The sequence below is a fragment of the Rhizobium sp. 862_C5_N1_2 genome, assembly GCF_051811205.1.
In the GTDB taxonomy this organism is placed as follows: Bacteria; Pseudomonadota; Alphaproteobacteria; order Rhizobiales; family Rhizobiaceae; genus Rhizobium; species Rhizobium leguminosarum.
Map to the genome: position 1 here is coordinate 4,497,911 of NZ_JBPWPT010000001.1, position 22,786 is coordinate 4,520,696.

General features: G+C 61.1%; 15 protein-coding genes. 5 read left to right on the forward strand and 10 right to left on the reverse strand.

Features of this window, described 5'->3' with window-relative positions; translation table 11 throughout:
• Nucleotides 1-62: 62 nt before the first annotated feature.
• From ACD590_RS22160 to ACD590_RS22180, 5 genes are all read right to left on the reverse strand, one after another.
• The gene (locus ACD590_RS22160) at nucleotides 63-1,949 is read right to left on the reverse strand and encodes an MFS transporter (RefSeq protein WP_439003369.1); all 1,887 of its coding nucleotides are present in this window, start codon (nucleotides 1,947-1,949) and stop codon (nucleotides 63-65) included.
• Between the two features lie 239 nt (nucleotides 1,950-2,188).
• On the reverse strand, nucleotides 2,189-3,496 hold the full coding sequence (locus ACD590_RS22165; protein WP_283185778.1) for an ABC transporter permease: 1,308 nt from the start codon (nucleotides 3,494-3,496) through the stop codon (nucleotides 2,189-2,191).
• Nucleotides 3,493-4,185, reverse strand: a complete 693-nt coding sequence (locus ACD590_RS22170; protein WP_439003370.1) for an ABC transporter ATP-binding protein — start codon at nucleotides 4,183-4,185, stop codon at nucleotides 3,493-3,495. The genes ACD590_RS22165 and ACD590_RS22170 overlap by 4 nt, the downstream gene beginning before the upstream one ends.
• Before the next feature lie 6 nt (nucleotides 4,186-4,191).
• Entirely contained in the window at nucleotides 4,192-4,659 is a 468-nt protein-coding gene (locus tag ACD590_RS22175) for a hypothetical protein (RefSeq protein WP_131605737.1), read from the reverse strand.
• 211 nt (nucleotides 4,660-4,870) lie between these two features.
• The gene (locus ACD590_RS22180) at nucleotides 4,871-6,625 is read right to left on the reverse strand and encodes an alkaline phosphatase (RefSeq protein ID WP_247264229.1); all 1,755 of its coding nucleotides are present in this window, start codon (nucleotides 6,623-6,625) and stop codon (nucleotides 4,871-4,873) included.
• A gap of 87 nt (nucleotides 6,626-6,712) precedes the next feature.
• Here ACD590_RS22180 and ACD590_RS22185 point away from each other — a divergent pair, with 87 nt between their 5' ends.
• The 3 genes from ACD590_RS22185 (at nucleotide 6,713) to ACD590_RS22195 (ending at nucleotide 9,167) form a co-directional block, all read left to right on the forward strand.
• A complete protein-coding gene (locus ACD590_RS22185) occupies nucleotides 6,713-6,925 on the forward strand; it encodes a hypothetical protein (protein WP_018244134.1) in 213 nt (70 codons plus the stop codon).
• Nucleotides 6,926-7,036: 111 nt separating this feature from the next.
• The gene (locus ACD590_RS22190) at nucleotides 7,037-8,071 is read left to right on the forward strand and encodes an aspartate-semialdehyde dehydrogenase (RefSeq protein WP_012759513.1); all 1,035 of its coding nucleotides are present in this window, start codon (nucleotides 7,037-7,039) and stop codon (nucleotides 8,069-8,071) included.
• A gap of 274 nt (nucleotides 8,072-8,345) precedes the next feature.
• Complete coding sequence (locus ACD590_RS22195) at nucleotides 8,346-9,167, forward strand: lytic murein transglycosylase (RefSeq protein WP_247264240.1); 822 nt, start codon at nucleotides 8,346-8,348, stop codon at nucleotides 9,165-9,167.
• 68 nt (nucleotides 9,168-9,235) lie between these two features.
• Here the strand turns inward: ACD590_RS22195 and ACD590_RS22200 are convergent, their stop codons facing one another.
• The 3 genes from ACD590_RS22200 to pdxY form a co-directional block, all read right to left on the reverse strand.
• Entirely contained in the window at nucleotides 9,236-10,855 is a 1,620-nt protein-coding gene (locus tag ACD590_RS22200; protein ID WP_247264228.1) for a GGDEF domain-containing protein, read from the reverse strand.
• Nucleotides 10,856-10,951: 96 nt separating this feature from the next.
• Nucleotides 10,952-11,593: a carbonic anhydrase gene (locus ACD590_RS22205; RefSeq protein ID WP_247264227.1), complete on the reverse strand. Its 642-nt coding sequence runs from the start codon at nucleotides 11,591-11,593 to the stop codon at nucleotides 10,952-10,954.
• 71 nt (nucleotides 11,594-11,664) lie between these two features.
• Nucleotides 11,665-12,540, reverse strand: coding sequence for a pyridoxal kinase PdxY (gene pdxY / locus ACD590_RS22210; protein ID WP_439003372.1), 876 nt, complete (start codon nucleotides 12,538-12,540; stop codon nucleotides 11,665-11,667).
• Nucleotides 12,541-12,816: 276 nt separating this feature from the next.
• On the opposite strand from pdxY, the gene ACD590_RS22215 reads away from it, so the two are divergent.
• Both ACD590_RS22215 and ACD590_RS22220 read left to right on the forward strand, forming a co-directional pair.
• Nucleotides 12,817-17,592, forward strand: a complete 4,776-nt coding sequence (locus ACD590_RS22215; protein ID WP_439003373.1) for an NAD-glutamate dehydrogenase — start codon at nucleotides 12,817-12,819, stop codon at nucleotides 17,590-17,592.
• A 27-nt stretch (nucleotides 17,593-17,619) separates the two neighbouring features.
• On the forward strand, nucleotides 17,620-19,008 hold the full coding sequence (locus ACD590_RS22220; protein ID WP_439003374.1) for an MFS transporter: 1,389 nt from the start codon (nucleotides 17,620-17,622) through the stop codon (nucleotides 19,006-19,008).
• A gap of 141 nt (nucleotides 19,009-19,149) precedes the next feature.
• Here the strand turns inward: ACD590_RS22220 and purH are convergent, their stop codons facing one another.
• Nucleotides 19,150-20,766, reverse strand: a complete 1,617-nt coding sequence (gene purH / locus ACD590_RS22225) for a bifunctional phosphoribosylaminoimidazolecarboxamide formyltransferase/IMP cyclohydrolase (RefSeq protein ID WP_427149482.1) — start codon at nucleotides 20,764-20,766, stop codon at nucleotides 19,150-19,152.
• Nucleotides 20,767-20,966: 200 nt separating this feature from the next.
• Nucleotides 20,967-22,640: a heparinase II/III family protein gene (locus tag ACD590_RS22230; RefSeq protein ID WP_018244142.1), complete on the reverse strand. Its 1,674-nt coding sequence runs from the start codon at nucleotides 22,638-22,640 to the stop codon at nucleotides 20,967-20,969.
• Nucleotides 22,641-22,786 lie beyond the last annotated feature (146 nt).

Below are 22,786 nucleotides of genomic sequence, written 5' to 3' on the forward strand. Positions count from 1 at the left end.
AGCCCGGCGCCTTGTGAGCGCCGGGCCTTTTTCTCAAGCGCGGATTGGCCTCAATCCGCCGCTCAATCCATGGCGTGGATATCCCTGTTCTTCGTTTCCGGCAGGAAGATCAGGCCGATCACCAGTGTGATCGACGCAAAGATGATCGGGTACCAGAGACCGTAATATATATCACCCGCGGCAGCGCTCATCGCGAAGGCTGTCGCCGGCAGCAGGCCGCCGAACCAGCCGTTGCCGATGTGATAGGGCAGCGACATGCCGGTATAGCGGATGCGGGTCGGGAAAAGCTCGACCAGCAGAGCGGCGATCGGGCCGTAGACCATCGTCACATAGAGGACGAGGACGAACAGCACGGCGATCGTGCCGATCCAGTTAACCCGGGCCGGATCGGCAACCATGGCGAAAGTGCCGCCATTGGCGATGTTGTAGACCGCCATGTCGGTGACGCCATTGGCCTCATCCGCCGTCAGCAGCTTGGTCTCGACCAGCTTGGCCGCTGGTACGGTTTCCTTCTCGCCGGCGCGCACGGCATCGGCATTGAGCGACAGTTCCGGATTGGCTGCGATGAAGGCATCGAGCTTGGCATCCGGCACCTTGACGACGCCGCGGTTCAGCGGGTAGCCGGCATCATGGAGCGCGATGTTGACGCCCTTTTCGAAGGCGGCGGTCATGCCCTTGGCCTTGTCGCCGGCAGCGACGACGTCAAAGCTTGGGATCGTCGCGTTGCCGACTTTCACCGTTGCCGGCTGTCCGGCGGTACCGGGCACGACGTCGTAAGGCACCGAATTCCTCGTCAGGAACGCCGTTGCCACGTCGCAGGAACTGGTGAACTTCGCGGTACCGGTCGGGTTGAACTGGAACCTGCAATCGGCCGGATCAGCCGTCACCGTTGCCCGGATCGAAGCCTGCGCTTCGGCCAGCGCCGGGTTCGCCGTCCAGGTCATCGCCTTGAACAGCGGATTATAGGTCACCGCCGCAATGAGAAGGCCTGCCATGATGATCGGCTTGCGGCCGATCTTGTCGGAGAGACCGCCAAAGATGACGAAGAACGGCGTGCCGAGGAGAAGTGCGATGGCGACCATGACGTTGGCCGAGAACAAGTCCACCTTCAGCACGTTCTGCAGGAAGAACAGTGCATAGAACTGGCCGCCGTACCAGACGACCGCCTGGCCCATGGTAGCGCCGAGAAGCGCGATGATCGCGATCTTGGCATTTTTCCATGTCCCGAAGGCCTCGGTCAGCGGCGCCTTGGAGCCTTTGCCTTCCGCCTTCATGCGCTGGAACGCCGGCGATTCGTTCATCTTCAGGCGGATCCAGACGGAAATGCCGAGCAGGACAACCGAGACCAAGAACGGAATGCGCCAGCCCCAGGCGGCGAACTGGGCCGCACCCATCAGATATTGAACAAAGACGATGACGATCAGCGACAGGAACAGGCCGAGTGTCGCTGTCGTCTGGATCCATGAGGTGAAGTAGCCGCGGCGCCCGTTCGGCGCATGTTCGGCGACGTAAGTTGCCGCACCGCCATATTCACCGCCCAGCGCCAGACCCTGGAGCAGGCGCAGCCCGATCAGGATGATCGGGGCTGCGATGCCGATGGTGGCGGCACCCGGCAGGACGCCGACGAGGAAGGTCGACAGCCCCATGATCATGATCGTCATCAGGAAGGTGTATTTACGGCCGACGAGATCGCCGAGACGGCCGAACACCAGCGCGCCGAAGGGGCGCACCAGAAAGCCGGCGGCAAAGGCGAGCAGCGTGAAGATGTTGCGCGTTGCCTCGGGATATTGGGTGAAATAGGTCGCGCCGATATAGGTGGCGAGCGAGCCATAGAGATAGAAATCGTACCATTCGAAAACGGTGCCGAGCGAAGAGGCGAAGATGACCTTCTTCTCCTCGCCGGTCATCGGACCGGCCTTCGCGCCGTCGATGCTTGCGACATTTGCCATTGTCTGTCCTCCACAGAGTGATGATCACGCGCGCGACCTACTCTCCTCAAAGCATACCCCTGGCCGCGACACGCCTGACGAGAGTGTGCCAGAAACGACAGATCAAAAAGAGAGATGCTTTGGGATTATGACTTTAGTCTAAGAGTGGGCGCGGTTCTCACGCCCATCAGGCCGTCCGTGACGATTGAGCTGCCGGAGGTTTGAAAGCAGGTTTCACTGCGGTTTGCGACGTGGATCCGTTATGCTCTCAGCGCCTGCGCCGGCGATTGCCGATAAGCGAGCACTGCCGGCAGTGCAGCGAGAATTGCGGCAAAGGCAAGCAGCACTGCTGCAAGCCCGACGTCTTCACGAGTGAAGACGACCGGCATGGCGACCCCGCTCGTTTGCGAGAACATACCGGACAAGATGAGAGCCGCGACATAACCGAGCGCGAATCCGAGTGCGATGCCAACCGCCACCAGGAAGAAGAATTCCAGCCAGACGATGCCGAAAATCGCGCCGCGCGGGGCGCCGAAGGCCCTCAGTGCGCCGATCTGACGGCGGCGCTGACCGATATGGATGACCGTGACCAGTACCAGCGAGGCTGCGACGAGAGCTTGCGCGCCTGAGGCGACCGCGACGAGGATCTGCTTGGCATCGCCGAGCGTGGCGTAGAGATTGGTCAGCACCTCGCCGGGAAAGACAGCGACGGTATTGCCGCTGCGATATTCCTGCCGCAGCTTGTAGGCATCGGCGATTGTCTTCGGCTTGACGAGAATGGCGGGAAGGCCGGGAGCGCCCGCAGTCAAGGTCTCATCAAGCGCGGCATCCGGATCGGCTTTCCCGTGATGCCCATGCCCATCGTGATCAGCGCCGGCCTTCTCATGTTCATGGCCATGTTCAACGCTATCCGTTCCGGACGCCGCTTCATGTTCGTGCCCACTGTCCTCCTCATGTTCCTCCGCCTCCATGCCATGAATGTGCCAGACGGCTTGGATGGGAACGAGAATGGCTCGGTCCCAGGCGGTGCCGGTCGGCCGCAAGCGGCCGGCGATGTGATAGACGAGCTCGGTATGAGTCTCGCCGCCCTCTTCCAGCGACCCATGCATCGGCTTGATCTCGCCGCCGAGCGACAGCTTGACGGCAGCGCCGATCACCGCCTCGCCCTCGCGCGCGAAAATCTTGCCTTCGGCTAAGCCGCCGGACAGGTTCTGCGTCAGCGTGGTCGTTGTGCCGATGATCGGATAGCCGGAGAAGGAATCGCCGAAGCCGATCGGGGCTGCCCAATCGACCCGCGGATCCGCGGCAAGCTTGCCCAGCACTTCGCCCGGCATCAGCGGCAAGGGCGAGGGCTGCAGGAAGACGGAGGACAGCACGAGCTGCGTCTCGCTGCCGCCGGCGCCGATGACAAGATCGAACTTGTCAGCGGCGCGCGCGCTGCCAAGACGAAGCGCCCGCTCCTGCAGGACGACGCAAACGCCGAGCGCGGTCGCAAGCGCCACCAGCAGCACGACCACCAGCGACCCCGCCCAGAGGCGACGAAGATCGGAAAGGATGAAGCGGATCATGCAGCCTCTCCCGCCGCTGCTGCGGAATCTTCGCTGATCCGGCCGGAGCCGAAGGTGATGCGCCGGTCGAGGCGGCCCGCCAAGCGCTGGTCGTGTGAAACGACAATCAGCGTGCTGCCTTCGGCAATGGCAAGATCGAGGAGAAGATCGCCGACCGCCTCGCCGCTTTCGGCATCGAGGCTTGCGGTCGGCTCGTCGGCGATGATGACGCCGGGCTTGCGCAGCAGCGCCCGACCGATCGCCACACGCTGCATCTCGCCGCGCGACATGGTCTCGATCTTCTGGCCGGGGCGGGAAAGACCGACCGTGCCCAAAAGCGCATGCCCCCGCTCGATGACATCGACTGTGGCAGCGCCGGCAAGCCGCGCCGGCAGGAGTACGTTCTCCAGCGCCGACAGGCCGGGGAAGAGATGGAACTCCTGCATGACCAGGCCGATATTGGCGGCACGGAACCGGTCACGCCGGCTTTCTGAAAAACTCGCTATATCCTCGCCGTTCCAGCGGATACGGCCTTGCCGTGTGCGCTCCAGTCCGGCAACGATATTGACGAAGGTGCTCTTGCCGGAGCCGGACGCCCCTGTAATGGCGACCCTGCTGCCTGCATCGATCGACAGGCGGCCGATCGCCAGTGCCGGCGAGGACAGGCCCGGGAAGGCAACGGTCAGGTTTTCGATATCGAGAGAGAGCATATGGGTTCAGACGGCGGAATATTCGGCCTGGCGGATCCGCAGCAGGCTGACGAAGCCAGTGTCCGGATCCGTCCACGAACCGTATTCCAGCGTGCCGCGCACTTCGATCGTCTGGCGCGGCTGCACGAAGGTCTGTTTCTCCAAGAGATAGACGACGACGATATTGTCCGGCCAGTCTGCATCCGAGGAGCAGAAGGGGCAGAGGGACATCGGCACCTCGGTGAGCACGAAGAACCGGGCCTCAGCCTTCAATGGCGGCGCCATGAAACCTTTCATGCTGACGTCTTTGCCGGCAAGGCGCTTCACCTTGTCTGAAAATTCGAGGCCGAGCACGCCGAACTTGCCGTAAAGCTCATCAAAGCTGATCAAGGAATCCGCAGCAAAACCCGGGCGAGCAATAGCGGCGAAGGCCAGCGTACCGATGGCGCCGATCAGGCCGCGGCGGCTGAGATGCAGCGAAGGGAGCTTTTCCATGGCGATCTCCAAGAATGAAATCCCGGCCGCTAACGGCCGGGACCATGATCGGTGAAAGAGGCAGGGCCGGCAAGCGGCCTAGCCGGATGAGCCAGAGCATGATGTCGAAAAGTGTGCGCGGTTTTCGGACGACATCATGCGCTATTTCTTTGATTTAGATGCGAATTCAGATTTTAGGCCGAGCCGGCCTAAAATCATCCGCATCTAGAGATCAGTTCGTCTGCTTGGCGCCGAGAGCGAAGGTGTCGGCGAGCACACGATAGACGTCGCTCTGTTCCATGTAACCGTGGAAACCTTCAGCGCCCGGACCAGCCGATTGCAGGACGACGTCGTCGACGGCGTGGACGCCACTATCGCCGCTCTTCGGGATATTGCCCTGAACGAAGACCGCGCCGGGAACATCCTTATACTGCTCGTTGGCGACATATTCCTTCTTTTCGTTCTGGACAGCCGGAACGAACGGACCATCGAGCTTCGGACGGAAGGTCTCGTAGTGATCGGGGCCGTTATTGGCGCTCAGGAACAGCCGGCGGCTGACGTCGACCTTATCGGGATAGCCGTCGCCGTTTTCGTCCTTGTAGTTCGGGAAGCCGGCCTCGGCATAGGTCCCGACCTTTTCGCGCATTTCCGTGCCGGGCTTTTCATCATCGACAGTGCCGATGATGGATACGCCATGCGTGTGGTCGCCGGTGACGACGATCAGCGTGTCCGGATGGGCCTTCTGGAATTCGCGGGCAACGCCGATGGCCTGGTCGAATTCGATGGTTTCGATAACGGCACGATCCCAATCGAGCGGATGGGACATCTTGTCGATCGAGGAGCCTTCGACCATCAGGAAGAAGCCATCAGGATTCTTGGAAAGGCGGTCGAGCGCAACCTTGGTCATGGCGACGAGACCCGGCTGGTTCGGGAACTTGTCGACGGTGCCTTTCTTCAGGAACTCGCGATCAAGCGTGACGTCCATATTGCCGGTGTGGAAGAGGCCGAGGAGATTGCCTTCAGCCGATGCATTGGCTGCGAGCTCGTTCTTGTCGGTCGCAAGCTTGTAGCCGGCATCCTGGAACTGCTTGATGTAGTCCTGGTTGTCCTTACGCTTGGAGCCGGCGACTTCCTTGCCAAGGAAATAGGCCGAGCCTCCGCCAAGGAGGACTTCCGGCTTGACGTCGAGCAGCATGCCGACGACGTCGGCCTTGTCGTTGCGGTTGCGGGTATGGGAAACAACCGCCGCCGGCGTGGCGTCCTCAACCTCGGCCGTTGCAACGATGCCGATCGACTTCTTGGTCAGGCGGCGAACGGCTTCTGCGAAGGTTTCAACACGCGGATCATCAAGCGAGGCCGGCGTACGGTCCGCGTAAACGCCGATCGCGTTGACGGCTGTCTTGTGACCCGTCATGTAGGCCGACATGGTGTTGGCCGAATCCGTATCGACGGCATTCGTCGCCGACGTGCCGATAAAAGCCATACGCTCGAGATCGTCCATATTCAGGCGGCCATTCGCCTTCCCTTCAGTCATGCCCTTGGACATGATGCGGGCGGCGGTGCGATGCGCAACGGAAAGCCCGTCACCCAGCAGGAAGATGATGTTCTTGGCCTTCGGCTGGGCTGCTGTTTCGTAAACGTTCCAAGTAACGGACTTCGTTTCGTCTCCGGCCGCGACTTCGATCCTGTAGTCGCCCGGAGCGGAAATCTTCAGGCCGCGCAGCAGGATAGCGGAGCCGAGAGCCTTGTCATCCTTGCCTTTTTCCAGTTCGACGAACTGCGCCTCGCCCCCAAGCACGGTCTTGTAGTCCTGGCCATTGACCGTGATCTTTACGTCTTCAGGCTTGACCTGCTTGTTGAGCTCGACCTTGAAATCAAACGGTGAACCGGCAAGAATCGTCGCGCGATCAAGCGGATAGACCGTCGTCGCCTGAGCGGCGCCCGCAAGGATGGTGGTGGCCGCAAAGGCGGCAAGAAGCGTACGCATGGAAAACCCCCGTTTTCGTTGCAGACATTAACAACCGGGCCGGGATACCTCCCGAGGATGACAGCGGCATGACAAAACGTCGCAGTATTGCGGCGGCAGCTTTCGCCTGCGGGCTCTAAGCGCAAAAACCTTGACTCCTGTGGAAAACCTTCTAAGAGCAACATCGGAAAAGGAATCTCCATGGTTCGCGACGAACACGCCATTGCCGAATGCAATGACCGGGCACGGGTTGCCGGGGTGGACATTGCCGTTCCGGTTTCTGCCAAAACCAAGGCCAAAACGACGACGAAAACCGTCTGACGTCTCTGGCCTGCCGCTCTCTCCCCGGCTCGGCTGGGGACAGGAAGACGCGATTAATCGCGCCTTTCCCCTCACCGGACAAGAGGAGAGAAGAGAAAGAGAGCTTGAGAAATGGGTTTCAAAGTAGCAGTTGCGGGAGCGACCGGAAATGTCGGCCGGGAGATGCTCAACATCCTCTCCGAGCGAGGCTTCCCCGCCGATGAGGTCGTGGCACTCGCCTCCTCGCGTTCGCAGGGCACCGAGGTTTCCTACGGTGACCGGACGCTGAAGGTCTCCAATCTGGAGAATTACGATTTCTCCGATACCGACATCTGCCTGATGTCGGCCGGCGGCGAGGTCTCCAAGAAGTTCTCGCCGAAGATCGGCCAGCAGGGCTGCATCGTCATCGACAATTCCTCGGCTTGGCGCTACGACGCCGACGTGCCGCTGATCGTGCCGGAAGTGAACCCGGATGCCATCAGCCAGTTCACCAAGCGCAACATCATCGCCAATCCGAATTGCTCGACCGCCCAGCTGGTGGTGGCGCTGAAGCCGTTGCACGACTTCGCCAAGATCAAGCGTGTCGTCATCTCGACCTACCAGTCGGTCTCCGGCGCCGGCAAGGACGGCATGGACGAGCTATTCAACCAGACGCGCGCCGTCTTCGTGGCCGATCCGATCGAGAACAAGAAGTTCACCAAGCGTATCGCCTTTAACGTCATCCCGCACATCGACGTCTTCATGGAGGACGGCTACACCAAGGAAGAATGGAAGGTGCTGGCCGAGACGAAGAAGATGCTCGACCCGAAGATCAAGGTCACCTGCACGGCGGTGCGTGTGCCGGTTTTCATCGGTCATTCGGAATCGGTCAACATCGAATTCGAAAACGAGATCACTGCCGACCAGGCCCGCGACATCCTGCGCGATGCACCAGGCTGCCTCGTCATCGACAAGCGCGAGGACGGCGGCTACATCACGCCATATGAATCGGCGGGCGAGGATGCGACTTACATCTCGCGCATCCGCGAGGATGCAACGGTCGAAAACGGCCTCAATATCTGGGTAGTCTCCGACAACCTGCGCAAGGGTGCTGCGTTGAACGCCATTCAGATCGCCGAGCTGCTCGTCAATCGCGGCCTTGTCAAGCCGCGCAAGCAGGCCGCCTGATACCATTTGTAAACCATAATATGCTAAAGCCCTGCTGATGAAGGCAGGGCTTTTTGCCGAGCCGTAGGCGCCCTCTATCCATAAGCGCTTACTAAAAGGTGATCGTGACAAAATCGCCTTCGGCTGGCATTCTGCCCGGCGTCAAGCCAAGCTATGCCGCCCGAGACCGTGTAGCGGTTTTGGGGCAACGACATGAACAGAACGAAGATTTAAAGCGCGTCGCATGGTCCCGATCGGCCGCGGCGCGCTTCAGCAGACCGGAGCGGGGTTCCTCATGCGCATGACAACATTCCTTCTGGCGGCGTTTACGGTAGCCGGCGTTCTCCACGCGCTGCCGGCAGCGGCCCAGAGCGCCCAATGCGGCAATAATAGCAGCGGTTTCACTGCCTGGGTCGCCGATTTCAAGCAGGAAGCGGCGGCAAACGGCGTCAGCCGCTCGGTCCTCGACCGCGCCTTCGCCAACGTCAATTACAACAAGCCGACGATCGCCGCCGACCGCGGCCAGAAGAGCTTCAAGCTCTCCTTCGACGCTTTCATGCAGAAACGCGGCGGCGCCACGGTCATCTCCCGCGGCCGCAGCATGAAGGCCGCCAACCAGGCGCTTTTTGCCTCGATAGAGCGTCGTTTCGGCGTTCCGGCCGGCCCTCTGATTGCGATCTGGGGCATGGAGACCGGTTTTGGCAGCTATATGGGCAACCAGCATACGCTGTCGGCTGTTTCGACCCTGGCCTATGACTGCCGCCGTTCTGAATATTTCACCGACCAGCTCTATGCCGCGCTCCAACTCGTCTCCGAGGGGTATCTGAGCCCTCAGGCCAAGGGTGCCGCCCATGGTGAAATCGGCCAGACGCAGTTTCTGCCGCGCAATGTCGTGCGCTTCGGCGCCGACGGCGACGGCGACGGCCGCGTCGACATGGTCGGTTCCCGCGCCGACGCGCTGGCCTCGACAGCGAATTTCCTCAAGGGCCATGGCTGGCGCGCCGGCGCCGGCTACCAGCCTGGAGAGCCCAATTTCGTCGCCATCCAGGGCTGGAACGCCGCCAGCGTCTACCAGCAGGCGATCGCCTATATCGGCCAGGAGATCGACGGCAGGTAGGCCTTCTCGGTAGATAAGCCTTCATCGACACCCATACCCGAAAACGCCGCTGCGACATGCGGCGTTTTTCATTTGCGGAAATCAAAGCCGCCGCCCGATGCCGCCTTGCGTCGCTCCTCCTGGGCCGGGGCCGGCAGGGTCGGTCCCGAGACGACGCAGTTGCGGCCGGAGGCCTTGGCGGCATAAAGCGCCAGATCGGCACGTTTGACCAGATCCTCGAAGTTCCGGTTGGAGGCTTCATTTGGCCGTCCGGCGCACCCGAAACTCGCCGTCACCTTGAGAACATCGCCGCTCGGCAACGGGATTTCCGCCGCCTCGATTGCCAGCCGCACGCGCTCGCCAACGATTGCGGCATCGTCAGGCGTCGAATCCGGCAGAAGCGCCAGGAACTCCTCGCCGCCATGGCGCACCAGCAGATCGAAGGAACGAAAATTCTCACGTGCAACGCCCGCGACCTGCCGGAGCACGGCATCGCCGGCGTCATGCCCGTTGATATCGTTGATCTTTTTGAAATGATCGAGGTCGAAGAGCACAACGGAAATCCAGCGTGATCCATGCTCGGCCTGTGTCAGAAGCGCGGATGCAGCGACCTCGAAGCCGCGCCTGTTGTAAAGACCGGTCAGAAGATCGGTCTGGGCGGCGCTACGCAACTCGCCCACCAGCGCCTCCCGATCCTGCGTCAGCCGGTCGATCAGCCGCAGCCCCTTTGCCGCCAGCACCATCACCAATGTGGCGAGAATCAGCAGGCCGGCACACAGCGCCAGGATCCGCGTCAGGTGAATGTGCGAGCGCATGGAAAGATTTTCGCCGGTCTCGTGAATATCTTTTGCGGCCTCGATCATCTTCTGCTGCAGGAAGGTCATGCGTTCGCTCTGCGCGGCGGCCCAGACGTCATGCACGGTCCGTGTCGGCCGCGATCCGGCGAGAATGGCATCGGTGATCGCATTCGCCTTCACCTGGCCGCTGCGGCCGAGATAGGCAACGATGTCGCGCACGATCGGCGCGGAAGAATGGAAAACCATGTGATCCATGCCCTCGCCGAGCATGACCTTGCCCTGCACGAAGAGCTCTACCGGCAATCTGGCGGAAACGCCGTGGTCGAGGTAGCGGGTGCCAACGCCGGTAATAAGCCTTTCGCCGTAATAGGTCAGCAGGATGCCCATCAGCTGGTTGGATTTCTCAAGCAGCACCGGATCACTGATCAGCGGTGAGAGCGCATCGACGACAGCAAGCTGCTTGAGAGCCGCATACCAGTAGATGGAACCGGGATCGCTGCCGGTATAACGCCCCTGATCGACGGCGCTGCGCGCAGCGATGATGCGGCTGTAGGCAAGGCTGAGAATCGATAATTCGCCGACGAGCCCCTCGTCGAGCGCATCGCGGGAGGGCAGGCTGGCATAAAAAGCGCGGCGTTCCCGATCGAGCGTCACCCGGCTTTGCAGCATGTCGGCGGCAGTCCGGCTGTTGGGACGTGCGAGGTAGCGGCGGGTGGCGCCAATTTCACTCAGGATCTCGGTGGCGGCGATGGACCCGCCACGGGCAAGCACATCGGCGAACTGCCGGTCCTTTTCGAGGTTCCTGTATTGTGTGACCGAAGAACGTATGACGACGACGCCTTCGATGAGCATGAAGACGAAGGGCAGCATGATAGCGGCCAGGATAACCTTTTTGATGGTTTCGAACTTCATCGCCAATCGCCACGGTGATCAAAACCTCGGTCGTACCCGACCAATTGACGGCGAGCTTAACAACAATCCTTAAAAAAGTGATAAACCGGCATGTCCCTAGATTTCGGGACGAATGAAGTCGCGTGTCTCGGCGTCCATGACCCACAGTTCGCCGGTCGAAATGTCGAACCAGGCGCCGTGGAGATGAAGGTTTCCCGCTTCCTCGAGAGCCCTGATATCGGGGAAGCTTCTGAGATTGTTGATTGAATTGCGGATGGAGACACGCTCCAGCGCCGTCTGCCGCTCGGCGGCCGTCATCACGTCGTTGCTCTGGATCTGCTCGGCGGCAGGTTTGACCAGCGACATCCAGCGGCCGATGAAGTCGCCGGGCGACAATGGCTCGGCATTCGGATCGAGCGCAGCGCGGATGCCACCGCAGCGGCCGTGACCCATCACGACGATATCCGAGACCTTCAGCACCTGCACGGCAAATTCGAGTGCGGCCGACGTCGAATGAAAATGGCCATCCGGCTCGTAGGGCGGCACCATGTTGGCGACGTTGCGGATGACGAAGAGCTCGCCCGGGCCGGCATCGAAGATCAGCTCCGGTGCCGCGCGAGAATCCGAACAGGCAATGACAAGCGTATGGGGACTTTGACCGTTTTCGGCAAGCTGCCGATACCTGTCGCGGGCGTCGGAATAGCGCCCGTTCATGAAGTTGCGATAGCCGTCCAGAAGAGGGTTTGGAAAACGCTGCATGCTTCTGGATTAGCGCGCGCGGACGACAAGATCAACTGCTGCACCGCAAAATGAACATATTGGCAGATGCGTCACTTTTTCCGCCGCTGCGCCGGGTGCACGAGCCGGCGCATCTGCACCATGGCCATCGGCGTTGAAAGGCTGGAAGCATCGCTTGCCAGCATCAACTCGTTGCTGCCGCGCTTGACGGCCCGCGCAAGCACCTCGAAGACGCTGGCGGTGGCAAGCTGCAGCGCCTTTTCGTCCTCGAGCCCGGAAAGCAGGCGCGACAGGAAGACGGCGGCGAGCAGGTCGCCGAGACCATTGGGCGGGTTTTCGACGACACGGTGCTCGGCAAGAAGCGCGTGGCGACCGGAAAGATAAAGATTGCCGGTACCGCCCGCCATCATCGGCACGGCTGAAGTGACGAGCATGCGCGATGGTCCGAGCGCGAGCGCCGCCTCCATGATCGTACTGTTGTCTTCGAGGGCCGCCCCCGAAAGCCATGCAAGCTCGTACCGGTTCGGCGTCGCGAGCGAGGCAAGCGGAATGAGATGATCGCGAATAGCCTCTGCAGTTGCTTCCGGCACGTAAAGGCCGCCGAGATCGCCCATGACGGGATCGCAGACATAGAGCAGCTCGGGATTGTTTTGCCGGAGCGCACCGATCAGCCGAGCGACGGAGCGCGCCTGGGCGGCATTGCCGAAATAGCCCGAAAGCACCGCCTTGACTTCGCCGATCCAGGGCGCGCGGATCAGATCGTCGATCGCCGCGTCGAAATCCGATTCCGCAAAAGTTAGCCGCGTCGAGCGGCCGTGGCCGGGATGCCAGGGCAGCACGATGGTCGGCATGGCCCAGACCGGATGACCGAGCGTCTCCAATGCAAAGACGGCTGCCCGGTTTCCGACCGAGCCACGCACCACATGGCTGGAAATGACGATGACTGCGCCCGCTGCATTTTCCGACATGATACCCAAGATCCGAATGATGACCGCGTTTGATGATCTTTTTGACGCCACGCTGTCAACCATTCTTCATGCGAGCGTGGAAATGTTCGCCGGGACGAAAAACCGGGAGACGGGACTTTCCCTTTCGTTTGGCGACGAAAGCGGAAAATCTCTTACAATTTCTCATTTCCAGCGCCAAAAAAGCATCAAAACAATCCTTCGGACCGCTCTTTTAGAGATTTTTTCGAAGAATCTTCTGCTAGCTTGCGAAAAATCAGACATTGAGGGAGGCGATCCATGGCTGCCAGAAACAATCCGAAACGGGAAAAGCAGATCGAAAGCGCGCGCAAGATCGCCAAGGCGACGGGTGAAGCGCATCTCGATCCGGAAATTCTCTTCGGCCGGGCAAGCAATGACGATCTCGAACTCTACACGCCTGAGATGCTGGCACTCTCCGCCGTGCATTCGGCAAAGGAGCTCGCCGCCTGGAACGGTAAGGTGCCTCGTGTCGGCATCGACACCATTGCCGATGTGACGCCGGACGGCATCGCGGTCTCGGTGCTTTCAGTCACCGACCAGAACATGCCTTTTCTTTTTGAATCGGTCATGGGCGAAGTGACAAGCACCTATCGCGACCTGTTCATGGCCGTGCATCCCATCCTGATCATGGAGAAGGGCAAGGCGCCGGCGCTTTATTCCGCCGATCACCCAAGCGATCCGGCCAACCGCGTCAGCCATATCCAGCTTCATATTGCGCCGCTCAATTCCGCCCAGGCCGCCGATCTCGTCAAACGCATCGAAAAAGTGCTCGAACAGGTCCGCCTGTCGGTTTCCGACTGGAAGCCGATGCTTTCCAAGATTGACGGAGTGATCGCAGAGCTTGCGGCCAATGGCGCCAGCCGGAAGAAGGCCGATCGCGACGAAGCCGTCGCTTTCCTGACCTGGCTGCGCGACGAGAATTTCACTTTCCTCGGCATGCGGGAATATGTCTATTCCGGCAAGGGGAGCAATGCCAAGGTCGAGCGCGACAAGGGTGCTGGCCTCGGCATCCTCTCCAATCCCGATGTATTGGTGCTGCGCACCGGCAAGGACGCCGTAACGACAACGCCTGAGATCCTTGCCTTCCTCGACGGCCCCGACTTCCTGATCGTCACCAAGGCGAATGTGAAATCGATTGTCCATCGCCGGGCCTATATGGATTATGTCGGCGTCAAGCGCTTCGACACTGACGGCAACGTCACCGGCGAACTGCGCATCGTCGGCCTCTTCACCTCGACGGCCTATACGTCGCTCGCCTCCGAAATCCCGCTGCTGCGTTCCAAGATCGAGAAAGTGAAGGAACATTTCGGCTTCGACCCGATGAGCCATTCCGGCCGCATGCTCGACAACACGCTGGAATCCTATCCGCGCGACGACCTTTTCCAGATCGACACGACGCTGCTTGCAAGTTTTGCCGAACAGATCAACGACTTGGCCGATCGGCCACGCGTGCGCGTCCTGCCACGAATCGATCATTTCGACCGCTTCGTCTCGGTGATCATCTACGTGCCGCGCGAGGAATATGACTCGATCGTACGCGAACGGATCGGCACCTATCTGAAGACTGTCTATGACGGCCGTGTCTCTGCCTATTACCCGGCTTTCCCGGAAGGGGGCGTGGCGCGCGTGCATTTCATCATCGGCCGCTCGGGCGGCAAGACGCCGCGCATCCCGCAGGCAAAGCTCGAGCAGGCGATCCGCGAGATCACGGCCCGCTGGGACGACCGTTTCGAGGCGCTGGCCGGGGCCAAGGCGCCGAAGATATCCGTCGACCAAGCCTTCCAGGATTCCTTCACCCCGGAGGAAACCGTGGCCGACCTCGCCGATATCGGCGCCTGCGCCGCCGGCGAGCCGCTTCGCATCCAGTTCTACCATCGCCAGGAGGCACAGGGCCGCACCCTTTCCTTGAAGATCTTTCACGCCGGCGGCCAGCTGGCGCTGTCGCGCCGAGTGCCGCTCCTCGAGAATCTCGGCTTCAATGTCGTCAGCGAACGCACCTTCGACATCGGGGTGCCTGCCGCTGATGGAGAAACCAAACTCGTCGTGTTGCACGACATGGAACTCGAGACCCGCAACGGCGGCGAAATCGATCTGCAGCGTTACGGCGCCGCCCTCGAGGAAGCCTTCGTCGCCGCCTTCGCCGGCACGATCGACAATGACAGCTTCAACCGGCTGATCCTTTCGGCCGGGCTCTCGGCGCGCGAGACGAACGTTCTGCGCGCCTATGCGCGTTATCTCCGGCAGGCCGGCATCGCCTATTCGCAGGATTATATCGCAACGACTCTCGACAAATATCCCGGTGTCGCCGCTGCTATCTTCCGTCTCTTCCATGACACCCTCGACACCAGGCTTTCGGAGAAGGCTCGCGTGAAGAAGCTTGCCGAATTGCATCAGGCGATCGAGACCGAGCTTGCAAACGTGCCAAGCCTTGACGACGACCGTATCCTGCGCCGCTACGTCAATATCGTCGATGCGACGCTGCGCACCAATTATTTCCAGAAGAACCCGGACGGCTCGCCGAAGCCGATGCTGGCCTTCAAGCTCGATCCGCATCTGGTGGACGGATTGCCGCAGCCAAAACCCTTCCGCGAGATGTTCGTCTATGGCGTGGAGGTCGAAGGCGTTCACCTGCGTTTCGGCAAGGTGGCGCGCGGCGGCCTTCGCTGGTCGGATCGCGCCGAGGATTACCGCACCGAAGTGCTCGGCCTCGTCAAGGCCCAGCAGGTCAAGAACGCGGTGATCGTGCCGGTCGGCGCCAAGGGTGGTTTTTATCCGAAGAAGCTTCCTGTCGGCGGCAGCCGCGACGAGATCTTCAATGCCGGCCGTGAAGCTTACAAGACCTACATCCGCACGCTGCTTTCAATCACCGATAATATATCGGGCGCCGATATCGTGCCGCCGAAGGATACGGTCAGGCTCGACGGTGATGACCCCTATTTCGTCGTCGCCGCCGACAAGGGCACTGCGACCTTCTCCGACACCGCCAATGCACTGGCACAGGAAGCCGGCTTCTGGCTGGACGACGCCTTTGCCTCCGGCGGCTCGGCCGGTTACGACCATAAAAAGATGGGCATCACTGCCCGCGGCGCCTGGGAAACCGTGAAACGCCATTTCCGAGAAATGGACATCGATATCCAGACGACGCCCTTTACCGTCGCGGGCGTCGGCGACATGTCGGGCGACGTCTTCGGCAACGGTATGCTGCTCTCTCCCAAAATCCGGCTCATATCAGCCTTCGATCACCGCGACATCATCATCGACCCCGACCCCGATATGCAAAAGACGCTGGCCGAACGCCAGCGGCTCTTCGACCTGCCGCGTTCAAGCTGGCAGGATTTCGACAAGAGCGCGCTGTCGAAGGGTGCGATGATCATTTCCCGCGCCGCGAAATCGGTCACGCTGACGCCGGAAGCGGTTGCCGCGATCGGCATCGACAAGGCCGTAGCCACCCCCTTCGAGATCATGATGGCGATCCTGAAGAGCCCCGTCGACCTGCTCTGGTTCGGCGGCATCGGCACCTATGTGAAAGCGCCGTCCGAAACCGACACCGAAGTCGGCGACCGCGCCAACGACCCGATCCGCATCACCGCGGTGGAAGTGCGTGCCAAGGTGATCGGCGAGGGCGCAAACCTTGGGGTCACCCAAAAGGGCCGGATCGCCTACGGCCTGAAGGGCGGGCGCTGCAACTCCGACGCCATCGACAACTCGGCCGGCGTCAACACCTCGGACGTCGAGGTCAACATCAAGATCGCGTTGGCAGCCGCCATGCATGACGGGCGCCTGACGCGCGCAAAACGCGACCAGCTTCTTTCTTCGATGACCGGCGAAGTGGCGACCCTGGTGCTGCGCAACAACTACCTGCAGTCCCTGGCGATCTCACTGACGGAACGCAAGGGCACGGCAAACGGTCTGCAGCTTGGCCGCTTCATGACTGTGCTCGAGGGCGCCGGCCAGCTGAACCGCAAGGTCGAGACGCTGCCGGACGACCAGACCCTTGCCGAACGCTATACAGCCGGCAAGCCGCTGACGCGGCCGGAAATCGGCGTGCTGGTATCCTATGCCAAGATCGTGCTCTTCGACGCGCTGGCCGCAAGCGATCTGCCGGACGATCCCTATTTCATCGCGACGCTTTTGAATTATTTCCCTGTGAAGATGCAGAAGTCGAATGCCGGCGATATCACCAGTCACCGCCTGAAGCGCGAAATCGTCGCGACCGTGCTTGCCAACGAAGCGATCAACCGTGGCGGACCAAGCTTCACCGTCGCCATGATGGACGCGACGGCAGCTTCGGCACCGGAAGTGGTGCGCGCCGCAATCGTTGCCCGCGACGGTTTCGACCTGACCCGGCTCTGGGCCGAAACCGACGCTCTCGACGGCAAGGTTTCCGGCGATATGCAGAACCGGATCTACGAGGAGATCAGCCATAGCTTTACCGTTCTGACGCGGCTGCTCTTGAAGACCGGCATGACCAAGGCGGATATGGCAGAAGTGATTAGCCGGCTGCAGGCCGCTCTGAAGAAACTGAAGCCTGCCTTCGCCGAACAGTCGGCCGGCGATGCCGCCCCGCGCCAAGCGGAATATAGCCAGGCGGGCGTGCCCGAGAAACTCGCGGCCGAGATCGCCAACCTGCAGAGCTTCGCGCTGGTGCCTGAGATCATGCAGATTGCCGAACGCACCGGCGAGCCCCTGGTGCGCGCCGCCGAAAACTATTTCGCGGTGTCGCAGACCTTCCGTATCGGCAGACTGCTGGCGGCCGGCGGGCGGATCCTCACCGCAGACCATTACGAGAATTTGGCGCTTGCCCGCAGCATCGACCAGATCGCCAGCGCAAGGCGCGACATCGTCATCTCGGCCCTTTCCGATCACGGCAAGGAAAAGCTTCCCGTTCAAGCCTGGCACGCGCAGGATCGCATCCGCATTAACCGCATCCTCGAGGAGCTTTCAAGCCTCAGCGACGGCGGCGATCCCAATCTCGCGCGTATTACCGTTGCTGCAGGTATCCTGACCGATCTTGCGCGCGACCGGGCGAGGTGAGACAGTCCGCGTCAAAAGAAGGAGCGGATGTTGAATCGCATTGACTGGACAGGAACGCAACCGCCGAAGGCCACGGAGAAGGGCATCTGGGGGTGGATGTTCTTCGATTGGGCAGCACAACCCTTCTTCACCGTGGTCACAACCTTTATCTTCGGACCCTATTTCGTGTCCCGCCTGACCGATGACCCGGTTTCCGCGCAGACGACGTGGAGCAATATGGCGACGATCTCCTCGGTGATCATCGCCCTGCTCTCACCCGTCCTCGGCTCGATCGCCGACCAGTCCGGCGCACGCAAACCCTGGATCGGCTTCTTCGCGATCATCAAGATAGCCAGTCTCTTCTGCCTGTGGTTCGCAGCCCCCGGTTCGCCTGTTGTCTATCCCGTCATTTTCATGATCCTCGCCTCGATCTCGGCTGAGTTCTCGATCGTCTTCAATGATTCGATGATGCCGCGTCTGGTCGGAAAGCACGAGGTCGGCAAGCTCTCCAACACCGCCTGGGGGCTCGGTTACCTCGGCGGCATAATCGTGCTCATCGCCGTCGTGACGCTTTTGGCGGCGAGCCCCGAGACCGGCAAGACCATCCTCGGTCTCGATCCGCTATTCGGTCTTGATCCTGAGACCGGCCAGGATGCACGTATCACCGGGCCGATCTCAGCCGTCTGGTATCTGATCTTCATCCTGCCGATGTTCTTCTTCACGCCGGACGTCGGCAGGGGTCTTCCCTTCGGCACCGCCGTCCGCTCCGGCTTGCGGGAACTCAGAAACACGCTTGGCGAACTCAGAGAACGCCGCGGCATCCTGACATTCCTCATTGCCCGCATGATCTATCAAGACGGCGTCAACGGCCTGCTGATCCTTGGTGGTATCTTCGCGGCCGGCATGTTCGGCTGGGCGACGATCGAGATCGGTATCTACGGCATCATCCTGAATGTTGTCGCGATCTTCGGCTGCCTGATCGCCGGCCGCGTCGATAGGAGCGTCGGTTCGAAGGTGACTGTCGTCATCAGCCTCAGCATGCTGCTTCTCGCCACGATCGGCATCATCTCGACAGGATCGGGTTACACCCTGTTCGGACTGATGCCGCTGCCGACGGCCGATTCCGGCGGCCTTTTCGGTACTGCGGCGGAAAAGGCCTATATCCTCTACGGTCTGCTGATCGGGCTCGCCTTCGGGCCGGTGCAAGCCTCGTCGCGCTCCTATCTCGCCCGCAGCGTCAGTCCGGAGGAAGCCGGCCGCTACTTCGGCATCTATGCACTTTCGGGCCGCGCCACGAGTTTCATGGCGACGCTGCTCTTCTCGCTGATGACCTATATGAGCGGATCACCGCGGCTCGGGATGGCAACGCTGATCCTGTTTCTTGCCGGCGGACTGGTGCTCTTGTTCCGCACACCCTATCCGGCCGATCGGGCATAGCAATCAGCTCTGCCCTGGCCGGCGGCTACAGCGCCGCGCGTCTTTTAAGACGCGCAAAGGACGCTGTAGCACTTTGAGTTGCTGCATAATTTTCATCCTCAAATCGATTTCGATTTAAAGGAATTATGCAGTCACAATCACTCAGTGCCGGAAATGGCGCATGCCGGTAAAGACCATTGCGACGCCGTGTTCGTTGGCGGCATCGATGACTTCCTGGTCGCGCATCGAGCCGCCCGGCTGGATAACCGCTGTCGCCCCTGCGGCGATCATCGACAGAAGACCGTCGGCAAAAGGCAGGAAGGCCTCGGAGGCGACCGCCGAGCCGTGTGTCATCGGCACTGCAAGGCCAAGCGCCTTGGCTGCCTCTTCGGCCTTCAGCGCGGCGATGCGGGCGGAATCGACGCGGCTCATCTGGCCGGCGCCGATACCGGCGGTCTGGCCGTCCTTGGCATAGACCACGGCATTCGATTTTACATGTTTGCCGACCTTGAAGGCAAACTTCATGTCATCAAGTTCCCCTGCCGTCGGCGCGCGTTTGGTGACGACCTTGAGTTCCAGATCCTCGACCATGCCGTTGTCGCGGCTCTGGACGAGCAGGCCGCCGGAAACGGTCTTCGCCGTCAGGCCCGCCGCACGCGGATCGGGCAGGCCACCAGCGGACAATAGCCGCAGGTTCGGCTTACGGGCGACGATCGCCTTTGCCTCCTCCGTGACATCGGGCGCGATGATCACTTCGGTGAAGAGCTTGACGATCTCCTCAGCCGTTTCGGCATCCAGCGTCCGGTTGAGCGCGATAATGCCGCCGAAGGCGGAAACGGAATCGCAGGCGAGCGCCCGCTGATAGGCCTCGACCAGGCTGGATCCGGTGGCGACGCCGCAGGGATTGGCGTGCTTGATGATCGCGCAGGCCGGCGCCTTCTCAGGCAGGAACTCGGCGACGAGTTCGTAGGCGGCATCCGTATCGTTGATGTTGTTGTAGGAGAGCTGCTTGCCCTGGAGAAGAGCGGCCGTCGAAACACCCGGACGCTTCTCGCCGGTCACATAGAAGGCAGCCTTCTGATGCGGGTTTTCGCCGTAGCGCATCTCTTCCTTCAGCGCGCCGCCGATCACCCGGTGACGCGGCGTGTCGATCGACAGCGCCTCAGCGAACCAGTTGGAGATCATTGCATCATAGGCGGCGGTGCGGGCATAGGCCTTGGCGGCCATACGCTGACGGAAGGCATAGGCGGTCTTGCCGTCATCTGCGGAAAGCTGCTCCAGCAGCTCGGCATAATCGGCCGGATCGGTCAAGGTCGTCACATAGGCATGGTTCTTGGCCGATGCGCGGATCATCGCCGGACCGCCGATGTCGATATTCTCGACGGTCGTCGGATAGTCGCCGCCGGCCGCGCGCACCTCCTCGAAGGGATAGAGGTTGATGACGGCGAGGTCGATGCCCTCGATGCCGTGTGTTTTCATCGCATCCTGGTGTTCGCCGTCGTCACGGATCGCCAGCAGGCCGCCATGCACCATTGGGTGCAACGTCTTGACGCGTCCGTCCATGATCTCGGGAAAACCGGTGATTTCGGAGACATCGGTGACGGCAAGACCGGCCGCAGCGATCGCTTTATAGGTGCCGCCGGTCGAAAGCAGGCGCACACCTCTGGCAGACAAGGCGTGGGCGAGTTCGACGATCCCGGTCTTGTCGAAGACGGAGATGAGCGCGGTCTTGATTTCGACCTTGTCGGGGGCGGGGATCTTCTTGGAAATGACGGCCATGAAACCTTCTCCGTTCGGGCTTCGGGAGGACATCCGCAAGGGATGTTCGCATGCTGGCGCCGCGTTAGCACAGGTTTGCCGCCGCGCAAACAGGCGTCAGAGCAGATGACGAAAAGCACGAGCCATTTTTGGATGGCATCATACCTTGCTTCCTTGCTGTGATCCCAATCTTTGGCCACTCGGCCTAAAATCCTCCGCCTCTAGCTTTTACGAGATAGGAACCAGCGGATTTCCGTCTTTTCGGCAAGATCGAAGTCGATTTCGATCTGGTCCGAACCGCAGATGCCGGAGCTGTCGGCAAAGAAGATGTCCTCAGCGATCAGCACCTCATTGCCGGGCGCCGAAAACAGCCAGCTTTCGCCGTCCGGCGCCGTCAGCAGCACGGACTCCCCGTCACTCTGATGCAGGACGATCGAGGGATGGATATGAAAACGGGCGACAGCCTTCAGAGGTTCGTCATGCTCATATCCTTCGCGGACAACGAGCCGGTCGCGGCCTGTCACGATCGAGCCTGCGGCATTGAGTGTCAGCTCACGCTCGTGCAGCACCCCGAACACCCTGAGATAGCCGTCATGGCTGAGCTTGATGCCGTCGCGTCCGTCCTCGGTTTCGGCGCGCTCGACAGTGATGGTTCTCACCGGTTCGGTGATCGCGTGACTAAGGAAGGGTGAGGGCGAAAAACGGCTGGACGACGTGTCGTTGAGGATGACGGTGGAATGCGCCGCCGTCGTGCGCGCCATCTGGACATAACGATGCCCGGCAAATTTCGGCGAACCGGAATTGACGATGAACCGATGACGGCCGGACGACATCTCGAAGGAGAGGCTGCCGGCATGCACGGTCCGAAGTGCGCCTCCCGAAGGCGGCGTGCCGGTATCGGCAATAATAACCGTCTTTCCCCCGGAAAGCCGCTGATAGCGCGACTGCGGCAAAGCCTTGAACGGCTGACCGGCGGTCTCGTCATATCGCAGCACCGACATCAGCTCGTTTGCGAGCGTCGAGGTCGCCCCGTTGAACAGCGCCAGGTCCCCGTCCTGATGGCGAAAGAACCGCAATGCCGGATACATCCGGTCTATGCCGGAGATCAGCTTCTGCGGCAGGTCATGGCCGAGATTGACATAGGTCTGCCTGAGCGGCAGCAGATCGAGCAGCAATTCCAGCCCGACGCGCGGATTGCGCGAGACATGGCCGCCATCTGATAGAATCTGGCTATCGAATTCGCGGTCGAGTGCCTGCGCCGCCCTTCTCAGCGTGGAGGCGCGCGCCGGCATGGCGACGGAGGCCATGGCGAGCGCGATACGCAGCCGAAACAGCTCCAAGCCGCCGAGGGTGAACGGCGCCATGCGGTGCAGGAACCTCACCTGGAACGCCAGCGACTTCATGAAGCGGCGATAGAAGCCGCGGTCGGCGTTCTGCAGCACCACCGGCGAATGCGACAGCCAGGCGATAACGCGTTGGGCGGTGACGTCGATCTCCCAGGCAATCCCCTCCATGCGACCGGCATGGATAGAAAGCCAGCTGTCGACGATCGCGCGGGCCGCAGCCGAACTACGCTCCGTCTTGTTCGCCCGCATATGCCGCAGCCAGCCGAAGCTGTGAAGACGCGTCGCGAAGGGGCGCGAGGGCAGGGTGAAGGTGAAGGGCGACTTTCCGTTCGTTTCCAGCATGCGCCCGGCCAGGAGAAACCGTCCGTTGAGGATTTCGTCGGCCACATGTGGATCGATGCTGCGGAGATCGGTCGGCGCGACGATCAGACGCTCGGGCACCTTGATCGAATGACGAAAGAGCTTCAGGCGCAGCAACGCGACGCGGCGCAAGGCGCGCCGCCAAGCCTCCCGAACATACATGCTCGCAAAACGCCGACCGGACTGCATATTCTATTGTCTATTGACCCTCGTGGTTAAGAATAGGTGAAAAGCGGCCGATTTCATCGTCCACAATGAATTAATTCGTGACAAGGTTCGAATATACGCAAATTAACGCGTTTCGCCTGAAATCGTGGGGACGGTTTTGCAAAAGG

Coding starts and splice junctions, on each gene's coding strand:
- ACD590_RS22200 (WP_247264228.1), bottom strand. CDS start 10,855: ATGAAGTTCGAAACCATCAAAAAGGTTATCCTGGCCGCTATCATGCTG.
- ACD590_RS22175 (WP_131605737.1), bottom strand. CDS start 4,659: ATGGAAAAGCTCCCTTCGCTGCATCTCAGCCGCCGCGGCCTGATCGGC.
- ACD590_RS22230 (WP_018244142.1), bottom strand. CDS start 22,640: ATGCAGTCCGGTCGGCGTTTTGCGAGCATGTATGTTCGGGAGGCTTGG.
- ACD590_RS22190 (WP_012759513.1), top strand. CDS start 7,037: ATGGGTTTCAAAGTAGCAGTTGCGGGAGCGACCGGAAATGTCGGCCGG.
- ACD590_RS22205 (WP_247264227.1), bottom strand. CDS start 11,593: ATGCAGCGTTTTCCAAACCCTCTTCTGGACGGCTATCGCAACTTCATG.
- ACD590_RS22180 (WP_247264229.1), bottom strand. CDS start 6,625: ATGCGTACGCTTCTTGCCGCCTTTGCGGCCACCACCATCCTTGCGGGC.
- ACD590_RS22170 (WP_439003370.1), bottom strand. CDS start 4,185: ATGCTCTCTCTCGATATCGAAAACCTGACCGTTGCCTTCCCGGGCCTG.
- ACD590_RS22220 (WP_439003374.1), top strand. CDS start 17,620: ATGTTGAATCGCATTGACTGGACAGGAACGCAACCGCCGAAGGCCACG.
- ACD590_RS22195 (WP_247264240.1), top strand. CDS start 8,346: ATGCGCATGACAACATTCCTTCTGGCGGCGTTTACGGTAGCCGGCGTT.
- pdxY (WP_439003372.1), bottom strand. CDS start 12,540: ATGTCGGAAAATGCAGCGGGCGCAGTCATCGTCATTTCCAGCCATGTG.
- ACD590_RS22215 (WP_439003373.1), top strand. CDS start 12,817: ATGGCTGCCAGAAACAATCCGAAACGGGAAAAGCAGATCGAAAGCGCG.
- purH (WP_427149482.1), bottom strand. CDS start 20,766: ATGGCCGTCATTTCCAAGAAGATCCCCGCCCCCGACAAGGTCGAAATC.
- ACD590_RS22165 (WP_283185778.1), bottom strand. CDS start 3,496: ATGATCCGCTTCATCCTTTCCGATCTTCGTCGCCTCTGGGCGGGGTCG.
- ACD590_RS22160 (WP_439003369.1), bottom strand. CDS start 1,949: ATGGCAAATGTCGCAAGCATCGACGGCGCGAAGGCCGGTCCGATGACC.